Source organism: Janthinobacterium sp. NKUCC08_JDC, from assembly GCF_019345575.1.
Taxonomy (GTDB): Bacteria; Pseudomonadota; Gammaproteobacteria; order Burkholderiales; family Burkholderiaceae_D; genus Janthinobacterium; species Janthinobacterium aestuarii.
In genome coordinates, this window is sequence record NZ_JAHKQW010000014.1 from 1 (window position 1) to 13,466 (window position 13,466).

The 13,466-nt window shown below is 66.1% G+C and carries 12 protein-coding genes; 4 read left to right on the forward strand and 8 right to left on the reverse strand.

Features of this window, described 5'->3' with window-relative positions; genetic code table 11:
• The 6 genes from KO538_RS24105 to KO538_RS24130 all read right to left on the reverse strand — a co-directional run.
• A partial coding sequence (locus KO538_RS24105) for a hypothetical protein (RefSeq protein ID WP_219329881.1) occupies positions 1–223 on the reverse strand: 223 nt, incomplete at its 3' end.
• Positions 207–1,235 carry an aminotransferase class I/II-fold pyridoxal phosphate-dependent enzyme gene (locus tag KO538_RS24110; RefSeq protein WP_219329882.1) on the reverse strand — a complete coding sequence of 343 codons (1,029 nt, stop codon included), beginning with the start codon at positions 1,233–1,235 and terminating at the stop codon, positions 207–209. The genes KO538_RS24105 and KO538_RS24110, both read right to left, overlap by 17 nt.
• A gap of 20 nt (positions 1,236–1,255) precedes the next feature.
• Positions 1,256–3,415 carry a hypothetical protein gene (locus KO538_RS24115; protein WP_219329883.1) on the reverse strand — a complete coding sequence of 720 codons (2,160 nt, stop codon included), beginning with the start codon at positions 3,413–3,415 and terminating at the stop codon, positions 1,256–1,258.
• Positions 3,416–3,425: 10 nt separating this feature from the next.
• On the reverse strand, positions 3,426–4,781 hold the full coding sequence (locus KO538_RS24120) for a hypothetical protein (protein WP_219329884.1): 1,356 nt from the start codon (positions 4,779–4,781) through the stop codon (positions 3,426–3,428).
• A 4-nt stretch (positions 4,782–4,785) separates the two neighbouring features.
• Positions 4,786–5,526, reverse strand: coding sequence for a hypothetical protein (locus tag KO538_RS24125; protein ID WP_219329885.1), 741 nt, complete (start codon positions 5,524–5,526; stop codon positions 4,786–4,788).
• A 74-nt stretch (positions 5,527–5,600) separates the two neighbouring features.
• Entirely contained in the window at positions 5,601–6,167 is a 567-nt protein-coding gene (locus KO538_RS24130) for a hypothetical protein (RefSeq protein WP_219329886.1), read from the reverse strand.
• Between the two features lie 418 nt (positions 6,168–6,585).
• Between KO538_RS24130 and KO538_RS24135 the strand changes: the two genes are divergently transcribed.
• Together KO538_RS24135 and KO538_RS24140 are read left to right on the forward strand one after the other, a co-directional pair.
• Entirely contained in the window at positions 6,586–8,391 is a 1,806-nt protein-coding gene (locus tag KO538_RS24135; protein ID WP_219329887.1) for a DUF1800 family protein, read from the forward strand.
• Positions 8,392–8,401: 10 nt separating this feature from the next.
• Positions 8,402–9,841 carry a DUF1501 domain-containing protein gene (locus KO538_RS24140; protein ID WP_034755498.1) on the forward strand — a complete coding sequence of 480 codons (1,440 nt, stop codon included), beginning with the start codon at positions 8,402–8,404 and terminating at the stop codon, positions 9,839–9,841.
• Here KO538_RS24140 and KO538_RS24145 read toward each other — a convergent pair.
• Both KO538_RS24145 and KO538_RS24150 read right to left on the reverse strand, forming a co-directional pair.
• Positions 9,838–10,680, reverse strand: coding sequence for an intradiol ring-cleavage dioxygenase (locus KO538_RS24145; RefSeq protein ID WP_219329888.1), 843 nt, complete (start codon positions 10,678–10,680; stop codon positions 9,838–9,840). The genes KO538_RS24140 and KO538_RS24145 overlap by 4 nt on opposite strands.
• 131 nt (positions 10,681–10,811) lie before the next feature.
• Entirely contained in the window at positions 10,812–11,090 is a 279-nt protein-coding gene (locus tag KO538_RS24150) for a hypothetical protein (protein ID WP_257620551.1), read from the reverse strand.
• A 193-nt stretch (positions 11,091–11,283) separates the two neighbouring features.
• Between KO538_RS24150 and KO538_RS24155 the strand changes: the two genes are divergently transcribed.
• Together KO538_RS24155 and KO538_RS24160 are read left to right on the forward strand one after the other, a co-directional pair.
• Positions 11,284–11,973, forward strand: a complete 690-nt coding sequence (locus KO538_RS24155) for a response regulator transcription factor (protein WP_070302760.1) — start codon at positions 11,284–11,286, stop codon at positions 11,971–11,973.
• A gap of 2 nt (positions 11,974–11,975) precedes the next feature.
• Positions 11,976–13,454 carry an ATP-binding protein gene (locus KO538_RS24160; RefSeq protein WP_219329889.1) on the forward strand — a complete coding sequence of 493 codons (1,479 nt, stop codon included), beginning with the start codon at positions 11,976–11,978 and terminating at the stop codon, positions 13,452–13,454.
• Positions 13,455–13,466: the final 12 nt, after the last annotated feature.

Here is a 13,466-nt window from a genome sequence, read left to right on the forward strand (position 1 = left end):
GCCTTGCGCGCAGGCCGCCACCGCGCATGGCGCCGCGCCCACCGCCAGGGCGCGCACGCTCGCCTTCCCATTCGCTCTCCCATTCACCTTCCCACTCGCCCTCGTCCTCCCCCTCTTGCGTCCCTTCTTGCGACCACTCCTGCGACCATTCCCCCAGCCACTCCTGCTCGCCGGCCGCTCCCGCCTGTCCCCCAAAGGGCAGCATTTCAAACGCTTCGTTCATATCGCCTCCTCGTATGATGTTCAAGCAAGTTCATTGCCTGTTCCAGTTGCCGGGGCGTCTGGTCGGCCCGCAGCAGAAAAGTCAGCGCGCCGGGACCGTCCCCCGCTTGCGCCAGCGCCAGCACGCCCGCGGCGCGCAAGGCTAGCTGCAAATAGGCGCGCCCGGGCAGGCGCTGCACGGGAAAGCTGCCGCCCCGGCAAGCGATGCCGGCCGCCGCCATTCCCGCCCGCCATTGCGCCACCCTGTCCGCCAGGCTGGCGCGCAAGGTGTCGCCATGGCGCGCGTTGAGCGCCAGCGCCCGCCGCGCCGCCGCCAGCACGGCGGCCGAAGGCGGACTGGCATGCACGCGCGTCTGGCTATGCGCCGCGAAGCGCCGCAGCAGCTTGCGGCTGCCGGCCAGCACGGCCAGCGGCACGCCGAAGCCCTTGGCCAGCGAGGCGCCGATGATCAGCGATTCCCCTTGCAAACCATGCAGCCGCGCCGAGCCGCCGCCCTGTGTACCCGCCACGCCCAGCACCTGCGTGTCGTCGAGCAGCAGATAACCGCCGCCCTGGCGCGCCAGGACGGCATAGCCGGCCAGCGGCAAGACCTGTTCGCTGCCCGGCACATAGCCATCGGCCAGTATCAATGGACGCCGCCCTTGCCTGCCCCAGGCCGCCACCAGTTGCCGCAGCGCCGCCATCTCGCCGCTGGGAAACACTTGCTGCGGCAAGCCCAGGGCCTGCGCCCGCTCGGCGCCCCAGCGCGCGATGGCGTAACTGCCGCCATCGACAAGGATCACCAGGCGCTCGGCAGCCAGCATGCCGAACAGGTCCCAGAACAGGTGCAGGGTCGACGGCAGCACGCAGGCCGCCTCGCAGCCTTGCAGGGCCGCCAGATCCGCGGCCAGGGCCAGCGCGCCGGGCGGCTCCTGCAGCGCCGCCGGCTGGCCCAGGGTCAGGCTGCTCCACGGCGCCAGCGCGGCCGCCGGATGGCGCATGCCCAGATACAGGGCACTGGTAAAGTCGAGCATGCACGCGCCCCGCTCCCGCCCTAGACGCTGCGCAGCTGCTGGCTCAGGCGCTGGCGCAGCAACACCGAGGGCATCGTCGATTCGACCACCGGGTCGCTGCTGTCGACGGACAGGTCGACCCCGGTGGCGGCACGGTAGCCGTGGATATAGCCCTGCACTTGCGGGCGCCAGAAACGCGCCCAGTTGAACGCCTGGGTCGGCTCATAGATGTCGCTCCAGTTGCCGTAGCGCACGGAGAGCAGCAATTGCTCGCCAAAGATGGCCAGGTTACGGAAATGCATCACGCTCGTATCCGTCCAGCCCTGCAGTTTCTTCATGGCGTCAACCCTGTCCATCCACGGTTCCGGATACGCGACCATCACACGCGTCGGTAAAAATTCACGGAATTCGGGGCGCGCCAGCATCCATTGCTGCATCAGCATCTCGATGCGCGCCGTCGACGGCAAGTCGCCGAACTGGTTGTGCGCGCCCTGCGACAGGATCAGGTGGATTTCTTTCAAGGCATTGAGCACAGGGAAGGCGTCGGCCTTCACGGTGGTGTCGTCATCCTGCTTGTAGAACGAAGTCAGCAGGCGCAGCAAGTGGTGGAACGCTTCCAGGAATTTGGAGCGGCTATCGGCTGGCCGGAAGTGCTGCACTGCCTTGCCGTCCAGGCGCACACCGTAGTGATGGTCATACTCATAGTTCCGGCGCATCACGGTCAGCCGATGCTGTTCATCCTGCGTGTATCCCCACAGCAAATTATTCAGCGGACGCAGCATATCGATTTCCGTGTTCGACAGGGGATCGAGATGGTTGCCCGGCGCGCGCAGGTTCTGGAAGCGTTGCGCGATGGCGTTCATGGTTTGCACCAGCATGCCCTCTTCATGCCAGTACGACCAGATCAGTTCCAGCAGGCAAGGATTGGCCAGCTTTTCCTGGATGATGCCAAAGCACAGGTCCACTTCGCCTTCCTGGCCGCGCGGGATGCTGATGGGAATGTCGGGCAGCTTGCGGCGGATCACGGCCAGGTAGGGCAAGGTCTGGAAGCCGTCGATGTTTTCCAGGTAGTCATTGCGCAGCACGGTTTCCAGGTCACGCCCCTGGGGGATGTCGCGCCGGTCCAGGTAAGCGTTGTCCTCTGCCGGATTGAAGGCCAGCGGCTGGTTCAGCACGCCGCAATTGACCATCACGAACGCTTCCGTCGCCACTTTCAGCACGCGGTAGGAATCGGCATCGGAAAACGGCAGCGCGCGGCGCTGCTTGAGCTGCTGGAACATCTCCGTCTTTTTGACGAAGCGTTCCTGCTCGAAGCCGCGCACGCTGGCCAGGTCGCCGCAAAACAGGCTGTCCATGAAATGCAGGTAATTTGTAAACGACATCGCCTCGGTGCTGTTGCGTATCAAGGTCCACAGCGGCAAGTCTTCCGTCGGCTCCGTTTCCGTGCGCGTCAGTGACACGCCCACATTGCCCGAGATCGGTTGCGGCTGGCGCTCTTCCGTCTCGTATTCCGCATCCAGCGCCAGCATGGCGTTCGGGCTCAGCCCTTCCGGCACGGGCAAGGCGCTGCGCAGTTCGGGCCGCTGCGACAGCATCATCTGCCCCATGAAGCGGTGCATGCCGGCGCGCCGCACCGGGGTGGAGAAAGCGTTCGGCGTGCCGCGCAGGGGTACCCATGGCGCGGCGGCCAGCACCTGCACCTGGTCGCGACCATCGGCGCTTTGATCGCCGTCAAACGAAATGGTGGCCACGGCGCGGTCGCCCACCCTGCCGAAATTGCAGTCGCTGGGATGGCAGTCGGCCGTTTCAAACGCCAGCGTCACCTGCGGATTGAGCTGTGGCGTGAAGCACAGCACGGCGCTGCAGCCGGCCTGCACCGTCACGCACTGGGGCGGCGTGGCGGGGAAATTGCCATACACCCCCACGTAGCTGCCCGTCGCCAGGTCGGTAAACACGGTGCCGCCACGCCCGTCCGTCCAGCGCACGCCCACCAGCATGGCGGGGTCGGGCACCCAGGTGCCGGCATTGAACAGATGGCAATCAGCATCATTGCCCCGGTACAGGCTGATGGCGGCATTGACGACCATGGCCCCGCTGTCCTGCTCGTGTACGGTGACGGCGATGCTGCCGCCGTGGTGTTTCGGACCCGCCTGGCCCGCCCCTCTGTTCTTGCCCATATTGCTGCTCATCTTGCTGCTCATGTCATTCTCCTCAATGGATAATCAAACGGGATGCCAGGGGCGGCAGCGGCCTGCCGGACTGGCGGCCATGCCGCACGACATCGGCGCACAGCTCCGACGTGTCCAGGGTGCTGCGCAGGGCCCAGTGGGTCAGCAAACGCCCCAGCAGCTCGCTTTCGTCTTCCGGGCTCAAGGTGCCGCTGGCGCGCGCCTGGCCCAGCACGGCGAAGACCAGGGTCGGCGCGGCCTGGTACATCTGCGCCGGCGCCAGGGTCCAGCTGCGAAACAGCTGCGCCAGCATGGCCGGCTGGCGTGTGCGCACGGCCATGGCTTCGACCAGCGAGCCGCCGCGCAAGGCCGGCGGCCGGTGCTGCACCAGTAAGCCCACGAGGGCCGCCATGCTGGCCTGCAACTGTTCCAGCAGCCGCTGCCGGGCCGGCGGCAGGCCGGTCAGCGGGTAGTACGACAGCCACAGCTGCTCCAGGCGGTCCCATTGCGGATGCGGATACAGAGCCCGCCCCATGGCGCAGCTCAGGCGTACCCGCAGCCATGGCACCGGGTGCGGATCGTCGATATTGAGGCGGAAGACAAACACGCGCGGCAGGCTGACCACGCCGATCAGGCCCAGCGTGGCGGCCACGCCGACCCGCGCCAGCGACCAGAAATCGGCCACGATCTCGGAAATCCACCGTTCCCACAGCTGCCACACGTGCACGGCACCGCTGCCGCCGTGCTGCATGGCTTGCAGCACGGGCCGCAAGGACGCCACCAGATCCAGCAGCGCCGCGCCCTGGTGGCCCACCTCGTGCACGAGCGACGAGGCGATGCTGCTGCCGATCATGCGTTCGCGCGGCAGACGGATGATGGCGACGGGATTGTCGCCGCCGCCGGGCAGGCGCGTGCGTGCGCGGCGGATGGCCGCGCCCGGGCCCCGGTCCAGGTAGCAGATCACGGGCGGCGCCTGGTACACATTGCCGGGCAGCGCCAGCGCGTCGGCGGCAACAATGTCGAGGCCGGCCAGCCACACGCCCGTCTTGTGCTCGCTGCGCTGCGTGATGACTTCGTTGAACAGGTCGAACTGGGTCAGCGCGGCATTGAATTTCAGGCGCAGGAAGGTGAAGCGGCGCTGTGCCTCGGCGGCCGTGGCCATGCTGGCACCGTCGGCGTGCTCGCGCCGCAGCCACCACTGGAACTGGGCCACCATGCGCCGCAGTGCGCGCCGTCCCTGCACCAGCTGGCTTTCGATGGCCGACTGGGCGCTGGGCATCAGGGCGGCCGCCAGCACCGTCGGCTCGATCAGCGCGAACGGTTCCAGCCGCGCCAGCCGCGTCAGCAGCGAGCGTGCTTCCTGCGCCAGCATCCAGGCAGCGTAAGCGCCGATGGCCATGATGTCAGACGCCGTACAGGACGATTTTGTGGCCCTGGCGCGCCCAGCGTCCGCTGGACTGGCGCATGCCGCCCTGGCCTTGGCCCTGGCCGCGTCCGCTGCCCTGCGTCATGCCGCCGCCCGCACCGGCACCACTGCCGCCCTGCGTGGCGAGCTGGCTGCCGGGGCGTCCCAGCAGGCCGGGCGCGAACTGGCGCGCCGCCGCGCTGGCGGCCGCCTGTGCGATGGCGCGCGGGTCGCCTGAACCGCGTGCCTGCGCGGCGCGGTTGACGGTATCGGCGGCCAGGCGCACGAATTGCTTGGCGCCCTCGAATTCACGGTCTTCATTCGACGACGCTTCCGCTTCCAGCCCCAGCGCGTTGCCGGCGGCCGAGGCCAGGCCGCTGCCGATCTTGGCCCCCAGTGGGCCGCCGAAATAGCCGCCGATGGCGCCACCGGCCAGCGGTATGGCTTTTTTCGCTACACCCTTGAGCACGCCGCCGATGGCTTGGCCCACGGGCGACTTGATGATGCCGCCCGCCACCGAGGCCGCCTTGCGCAGGAAATTGCCGAGAAACTGTTCCAGTTCGGCTTCATTGCTGACCGACAGCAGTTCATTGGCCAGTTCCATCTCCTCGGTCTCGGAAAACATGGCGCTCGCGCCCCCCTCGCCGCTCCACTCGCCTTGGCCAAACTCGAACTGTTCCGCTTCAAAGCCGGACATCTCCTGCCCGTATTCCAGGGTCGTACGATCTAAGTCATGCATGATGAGCTCCTAAAAGTTAGCACCTTGGTTGAGACCTCAGTTGACACTACAGCGCCGGACAGATGGTCGTCCGGCTAACAATCGAGCACGACGATGTGCCCGCCCTCGCGGCGCCAGCGGCCACCGTCCCGCACCGGCGTTTGCGCCGCCTGCCTGAGCAAGCCTGGCGCCACGCCGCGTGCCACTTGCAACAGGGCCGTTTCCACCCGCGCCCTGGGCGTGCGCGCGCCCGTGCCGCCGTCCTGCGCCAGCGCCGTATTGACGGCATCGATCAGATGCACGACCTGGCGCGCCAGTTCGAATTCCTTGTCTTCCGGGCTCAGTCCTTCCAGTTCCATGCCGAAGATGCCGGCGGCGCGCCGCTTGAGCGCCTGCGACGAACCGCCATGCAGGGGCAGCAGGGGCGCCACCACCTTGCCCAGCAACTGGCGCAGCGGCCCTTCCAGCGGCGTGCCGCGCACTTGCTGGCCCGCGGCCGTGGCGCCCAGCTGGCGCGCCAGAAAAGCATCGAACTGGGCCGGCGCCTGCAATTCCAGCAACTGCGCCGCCAGTGCCAGTTCATCTTCCTGCTGCAAAGGCAGCGTGCCCGGTGCTTCAGGCAATTCCATTTCGGGACGATAGGCGAGCAGACGGCTGGTCATGGCAGGCTCCGGCAAAACACAAGGGAAGGCACGCGGCCCATGCCCTGTTATCGCAAGGGCCGTGCCAGCAAGGACAAGGGAAAAGGAGGAGGAAGCGGCGAACGGCGTTTCGCCGATAGCGTAAAAACCATGGTTTCCGGCGAAGCTGTTTTCGCTCTGTCCATGAGCTTTCAAACAAGCTTAATTCGATGAAATTGATTACGTCGTCTATCCACCACAGTGGCCACGATCGGCAAAAAATATTTTTTATTTTCAAACAGTAAAGTTCGCTCTACAGCATCAAAACCAGCCGTAACACCACGCCAACGTCCGGCAACTGAAAACGTGGCCAACACGTAAATAGTTAATTGAAAACAGGATTTTGGTAGCTAAGGCCTACAATTAACGGGCTAGAATTTTATTGCCTGAAAGAAACTGAATGACTGACCCTACTTTGCGCCGTTTGCTGGCCATCACATTGTTCAGCCTGCTTTCCGCCTGCGGCGGTGGCGGCGACAGCAAAACCAGCTCCACCCAGAACTCGGACGTCTCGGCCGTGTCGCCAGCGACCACCGCCCCCGGCGATACGGCGGCCCCCGGCAGCACGACGGGCGATACCATCCCGCCACCGCCCCTGACCACGCCCCCAGCCAGCCGGACGGCCGTCACCTTCACGCGCCAGGAAGCGTCGCGTTTCCTGGGCCGCGCCACGTTCGGGCCGAATATGGCCGCCATCGATGCGCTGGCCGCCAGCGACAGCGAGGCCTGGTTCCGCGCACAGTTTTCCAAGCCGCAAACCTTGCACCGGAAATATATCGACGCCATGCTGGCGGCGCAGGCGGCAGGCGGGCAAGCGGTCGGCTTTACGGGGATGTATGAAACGTTCTGGCAGCAGGGCATCCGCGGCGAGGATCAATTGCGCCAGCGCATGGCCTTTGCCCTGTCCGAAATCTTCGTCATTTCAATGCAGAACGAGTCCGTGCGCCCAAGAGTGCGTGGCGTGGCCAGTTACTACGACATGCTGGGCCAGCATGCTTTTGGCAACTTCCGCAATCTGCTGGAAGGCGTGGCCCTGCATCCGATGATGGGACTGTACCTGTCCCACCTGCGCAACCAGAAGGAATCGGCGACGCGCACGCCCGATGAAAACTTCGCCCGCGAAGTGATGCAGCTGTTTACCATCGGCCTGTACCAGTTGAATGGGGATGGCAGCCTGAAACTGTCCGGTGGCAAGCCCATCGATACCTACACGCACGATGATGTGGCGGGCCTGGCTCGCGTCTTTACGGGCTGGAGCTGGGCCGGTCCGGACCAGAGCGACGCGCGCTTCTATGCCAGCACTACCGACCCCGACCGTGACTGGAAGCCGATGCAGAACTACGCGGCCTTTCATTCCAGCGGCGACAAGCGCTTCCTGGGCCAGAGCATTTCCGGCGCCAGCAGCGGCCAGGCCGACCTGAAACTGGCGCTCGACACCCTGTTCAACCATCCGAATACGGGGCCGTTCTTTGCCCGCCAGCTGATCCAGCGCCTGGTCAGCAGCAATCCCAGCGCCGCTTACGTGGGCCGTGTGGCAGCCGTGTTTGCCAACAATGGCAGCGGCGTGCGCGGCGACATGCAAGCCGTCATCCGCGCCGTGCTGCTCGATCCGGAGGCGCTGGCCCCAGGCGGCACCACCCTGCGCACGGGCAAGCTGCGCGAGCCGCTGATGCGCCTGGCTGGCTGGATGCGCGCCTTCGATGCCAAGCCGGCCAGTGGCCGCTACAACCTGTATTACCTCGACGACCCATTGAGCGGCCTGGGCCAGAGTCCCTTGAATCCGCCCTCCGTGTTCAGTTTTTTCCGCCCCGGTTATACGCCGCCCAACTCCACCCTGGCCAGCGCGGGCCTGGTGGCGCCGGAACTGCAGATCACGGCAGAGCCATCGGTGACCGGCTATCTGAACTTCATGCAGGAAGCCATCAATAGCGGCGTGGGCGACGGCCGCGATATCAAGCCCGACTACACGCGCGAACTGGCGCTGGCCGCCGACCCGGGAGCCCTGCTCGACCGCATCAACCTGCTCCTGATGCATGGCAGCATGCCTGCCAGACTGCGCGGGCAAATCCTGACCGCCGTCAATGGCGTCAGCATCCCTGCGGCCACGGCCAGCAATGCCTCCCAGGTAGCCGCCGCCCAGGCCAGCCGCGTCAAGCTGGCCATTTTCCTGACCATGGCCTCGCCGGCCTACCTGGTACAAAAGTAAGAGCGATCACATGCAAAACACCCCTTTTTCCCGCCGCCGCTTCCTCGGCTCCATGCTGAGCCTGGCCGGCACCACGGCCGCACCCTTCGCCCTGAATCTGGCCGCCATGGGCAACGCCGCCGCGCAATCGGCCGGCGACTACAAGGCCATGGTCTGCCTGTTCATGGCAGGCGGCAACGACGCCTTCAACACGGTGCTGGCCACCGATCCCACGTCATGGGCTGAATACACGCGCCTGCGCAACACGGGCGGCGGCGATTCCATCCATCTGCCCGACGTGGGCCAGACGGGCGGCGTCTTGCCCATCGTGCCCGCTACCGCGCAAACGGGCCGCGCCTTCGCCCTGCATCCCCAGCTGGCGCCTTTGAAAGGCCTGTTCGACAATGGCCGCGCCGCCATCGTGGCCAATGTGGGCACGCTGATCCAGCCGGCCACCCTGGCGCAATACAAGGCGGGCAGCGTGGCCTTGCCACCCAAGCTGTTTTCGCACAACGACCAGCAATCGACGTGGCAGTCGGGTTCGCCGGAAGGCGCCACCGTGGGCTGGGGCGGCCGGGTGGCCGACGTGGCCGGCTCGCTGAATACGAATGCCATGTTTACGGCCATTTCCGCTGCAGGCAATACCGTCTTCCTCAGCGGGCGCCAGGTGCGCCAGTTCCAGGTGGGCCAGGCAGGCGCCGTGCCCATCCGTGGCATGAGCGGCAGCCTGTATGGCAGCACGGGCGGCGCGGGCGCGCTGCAAGCCATCATCAACGAGGCGGGCAGCGACCTGATCGAACAGGAACACGTGGCCGTCGTGCAGCGCGCCATTTCCAGCCAGAGCGTACTGAGCGGCGCCATGCTGGCGGCCGGCACGGGCGGCGTGCCCAATCCGCCGCCCTACATCAATCCGAACACGGGCGCGTCCGGCGTCAATCCGCTGGCCGTACAATTGCAGACGGTGGCGCGCATCATCGGCGGGCGCGGCGCCCTGGGGGCAAAACGGCAAGTGTTTTATGTGACCCTGGGCAGCTTCGACACGCATGACCGGCAAAAAGTGCTGCATGGCGACCTGATGGCGCGCCTGGCCCATGCGCTCGCGTACTTCGACACAACCCTGGCAGCCCTGCAGGGTGTGGATCTGCGGCGCCAGGTGACGACGTTTACGGCGTCGGACTTCGGCCGCACCTTCAGCAGCAACGGCGATGGCACGGATCACGGCTGGGGCGCCCACCACTTTGTCGTGGGCGGTGCCGTGAAGGGCCGCGACATCTATGGCGCCTTCCCCGTCACGGGCGTCGGCCATGCGCTCGACGTCGGTTCCGGCGCCCTGCTGCCGACCACGTCCGTCGACCAGTACGGCGCCACCCTGGCCAAATGGTTCGGCGTGGCCGACAGCCAGCTGGCCGAGGTGTTCCCGAACATCGGCAACTTCAGCCGGCGCGACCTGGGTTTCATGACGGTGACTTAACCGTTCACGGCGATCACCAAGGTGGCGACGTAGCCATCGGTGGCATTGCCCGACACCGTGGCCATCTGCAGGCGGGTGCCGTCGCTGAAAACGTTGTCGCTCGCATAGCTGATCTGCGCCAGGTTGCGCACGCTGGCCGTGTAGCCGCTGGTTGCGTAGGCCTCGTTCAACGTTGCCATCGGGAACGTGAATTGCGAGGTCTTGATGCGGTTCGAGGCAGAGGCCGCCCTGGCCAGGCTCGGGTAGACCTCAAGATGCACGTGCGGCATGCGTCCCGCGTAACAGCCGGGAAAGATGGTCGTAAAGCTGACGTTGCCGGTGCTGTCCGTTTCCTGCACGCCGCGCAGGTAATTTTGCGCCGTGACGCCGCTCGAATACAGCGAATACAGACCGTCGCGGTCGCAATGCCACAGATACACGGCGTAGCCGGCCAGGCTGGCGCAGCCGCCGCTGGCGTTGAGCAGCTGCAATTCGATAGTCAGTGGCACGCCCGCCGCCACACCGGTGGCGCCATTGAAACTGGCGCGGATATCGCCGCGCATGACGCCCGACTGGTTCAGCACGTTGACGATGCTGCCGCCATGCGTGTTCGTGCCATCGGCCGGATAGGGCCCGCCCGTTTCTTCGGGGATCACCGTGCAGGCGCCCGCAGTCGGTATTGTGACGGTGCCGGCATTGCTGCCTGCCGTCGTATCGCTGGCGTCCGAGCTGCCGCCGCAACTGATCAAAGGCAAGGTGGCGGCGCCGGCCAGCAGCCAGCGCAGCACTTGCCGCCGTTCAGCCGCCTGCCGGCGCATCATTTCGAGGTCGGATGCCAGACCGTGATCATGTAATTCCATATATATTCCATCAAATGGGGCAAGCCCGCTAGGGCGGGGCTCAGGCTGGCGCACAGGTACAACACCTGCGTGGCCCGTCGCGAGAGCGCCTGGATGCGCATGCTGGCTCTCCCTGTGCTCGCGCCTGCCGCTTACTCGGCGCGCTCAAGGTGGCGCGGGCCCGGGCGGCCGTCGTGCAGCTGCTGCGCCTGCTGGCGCTGTTCCGGCGTCAGCACGGCCAGCAATTGCTGCTCGAGACGCGCATGTGCGTAGGTGGCGGCAAAAACCTTGTCCTGCTGTGCTTCGTTCAACTCGATGCCATGCAGAAACGGCGGCAAGCCGGGCGGCGGTCCTGGCTGGGCCAGCGCCAGCAAGGGCATGCTGCAGGCGGACAACAGCAACAGGGATAGCATGATGCTCAGGTATTTCATCGGGATTTCCTTTCGTAACGGTCAGCCCTGATTGTCGGCGCCTGGCGTGTAAAGCAACGTCAGGGCCGCGTAAAAGCACGTAAAGGAAGGGCAGCAAATGTAAGCGAACGTGTGTAAAAGCGGGTAAAACCACGCTGAACAGCGCCTGTTGACTGCTATCATCGGACGATATTCACCCGAAAAAAGCACAGGCATGAGCAAGGTTTTGTTAATCGATGACGACGTGGAACTGGTCGGCATGTTCCAGGAATACCTGACGCAGGAAGGTTTTGACGCGCGCGCCGTGCATGACGGCGAAAGCGGCGCGGCCGAAGCGCTGACGGGCCTGTACGCGATCGCCATCCTCGACGTCATGATGCCGCGCATGAATGGCCTGGAAACCCTGCGCCGCATCCGCGCCGGCAGCAACCTGCCCATCCTGATGCTGACGGCGCGCGGCGACGATACGGACCGCATCGTTGGCCTGGAGCTGGGCGCCGACGATTACGTGACAAAACCGTGCACGCCGCGCGAGCTGACAGCGCGCATCCGCGCCATCCTGCGCCGCGCCCAAGCGGCGCCGCACGATGCGTCGGGCCTCGCGCCCCTGACCGTGGGGCAACTGACGATGTGGCCCGAACAGCGCCGCGTTGCCTGGGCCGGCGCGCACCTGGAGCTGACGAGCACGGAATTCAATTTGCTGGAAGTGCTGGTGCGCCATGCGGGCAAGCCCGTGAGCAAGAATCAATTGTCGGAACTGGGTCTGGGCCGCCCGATGGCCCGCTTCGACCGCAATATCGACGTGCACTTGAGCAGCCTGCGCCGCAAGCTCGGCAGCCTGGCTGACGGCCGTTCCTGCCTGCAGACCGTGTACCGCCTCGGCTACCAGCTGATCAAGGAGTAAGCGTGGGCCGTTTGTTCTGGAAGTTTTTTCTGTGCATCATGCTGGCGCAAGTGACGGCCACCATCGGCATCGGCGGCACCTTCTGGCTGAAAAACCGCGCCGCGCAGCAGGAGCGGGCCCTCGACATCGACACCAGTCCGCCCGCGCAAATGATCATCGAGGCCGCCAGCGCCACCCTGGAAGCGGGTGGCAGCCAGGCATTGCGGCAATTCCTCGGCAAGCTCGAACGCATGCGCGTATTTGCCGTCGATGCCAAAGGACAAGAATTGATGGGCCGCACGGTGCATGCCACCATGCTGGCCAAGGCGCGCGCCATGCTAGGACAGGGAGAGGGCCAGGCCCATCCCGTCGTGCGCGACGCGGCCGGCAGCGACGGCAAGCGCTACCTGCTGTTCCTGCCCTCGTCCGAACGCTTCCGCAATGCCGAGGCGGGCGCCGCGCGCGACACGCTGAACGCCGTCGCCATGAGCGGCCCGCGCGCCATGGGACCCGGTCCGCAGCCCCACGCAGCGGGCGCGCCGCCGCCGCGCGGCGAATTCAGCCGCGGCCCGCCCCCGCGCATGGACACGCCCTACCGCACCTTTATTCCCCTGGCCGCCGCCATCGCCGCCAGCCTGCTGTTCTCTTTCCTGCTGGCCTGGTATTTTGCGCGCCCCATCCGCGACCTGCGGCAGGCGTTCGAGGCCGCCTCGCACGGCAACCTGGCGCCGCGCTTTCAGGCCAACGGCAAGCGCGGCGATGAATTGACGGACCTGGGCCGCGATTTCGACCGCATGACGGGCCGCCTGCGCAACCTCATGGATAGCCAGACGCGCCTGCTGCATGACGTCTCGCACGAACTGCGCTCGCCGCTGGCCCGCTTGCAGGCCGCCATCGGCCTGGCGCACCAGCAGCCGGAAAAGATGGCTGCCTCGATGCAGCGCATCGAACGCGAAAGCGAACGCATGGATAAACTGATCGGTGAGTTGCTGACCCTGTCGCGGCTGGAAGCCGGGGCCGGGCACACGCACAGCGAAGACGTCGGCATCGCCGACCTCGTGCACGACATCGTGGACGACGCCCGCTATGAAGCGCGGGCGCGCCAGCTGGATATCGCGCTGGCGGGCGACGCGGCCATGGCCGACGCCAGCGTCACGGGCCAGCCCGAATTGCTGGCGCGCGCCGTGGAAAACGTCGTGCGCAATGCCATCAAGCACAGCCCCGATGGCGGCACGGTGGAAGTGGATCTGTCGCGCCAGACCGGCTGGCTGCGCATCGCCGTGCTGGACCGGGGCCCCGGCGTGGCCAGCGCCGATCTGGCCCGCATCTTCGAACCGTTCTTCCGTGCCAGCAATACCCAGCACAGCACGGATGGCCACGGCTTGGGCCTGGCCATCGCCCAGCACGTCATCAGCGCCCATGGCGGCCGCATCGGGGCCAGCTTGCGCAGCGGTGGCGGCTTGTGCGTGGAAATGCTGCTGCCCGTCAAAACGCCAGGCTGACCTGTCGGCGAG

Excerpts from the sequence above, each read along its gene's own strand:
- KO538_RS24115 (WP_219329883.1), bottom strand. The coding sequence starts at position 3,415 with ATGAGCAGCAAGATGAGCAGCAATATGGGCAAGAACAGAGGGGCGGGC.
- KO538_RS24120 (WP_219329884.1), bottom strand. The coding sequence starts at position 4,781 with ATGGCCATCGGCGCTTACGCTGCCTGGATGCTGGCGCAGGAAGCACGC.
- KO538_RS24140 (WP_034755498.1), top strand. The coding sequence starts at position 8,402 with ATGCAAAACACCCCTTTTTCCCGCCGCCGCTTCCTCGGCTCCATGCTG.
- KO538_RS24135 (WP_219329887.1), top strand. The coding sequence starts at position 6,586 with ATGACTGACCCTACTTTGCGCCGTTTGCTGGCCATCACATTGTTCAGC.
- KO538_RS24145 (WP_219329888.1), bottom strand. The coding sequence starts at position 10,680 with ATGGAATTACATGATCACGGTCTGGCATCCGACCTCGAAATGATGCGC.
- KO538_RS24125 (WP_219329885.1), bottom strand. The coding sequence starts at position 5,526 with ATGCATGACTTAGATCGTACGACCCTGGAATACGGGCAGGAGATGTCC.
- KO538_RS24130 (WP_219329886.1), bottom strand. The coding sequence starts at position 6,167 with ATGACCAGCCGTCTGCTCGCCTATCGTCCCGAAATGGAATTGCCTGAA.
- KO538_RS24150 (WP_257620551.1), bottom strand. The coding sequence starts at position 11,090 with ATGAAATACCTGAGCATCATGCTATCCCTGTTGCTGTTGTCCGCCTGC.
- KO538_RS24110 (WP_219329882.1), bottom strand. The coding sequence starts at position 1,235 with ATGCTCGACTTTACCAGTGCCCTGTATCTGGGCATGCGCCATCCGGCG.
- KO538_RS24155 (WP_070302760.1), top strand. The coding sequence starts at position 11,284 with ATGAGCAAGGTTTTGTTAATCGATGACGACGTGGAACTGGTCGGCATG.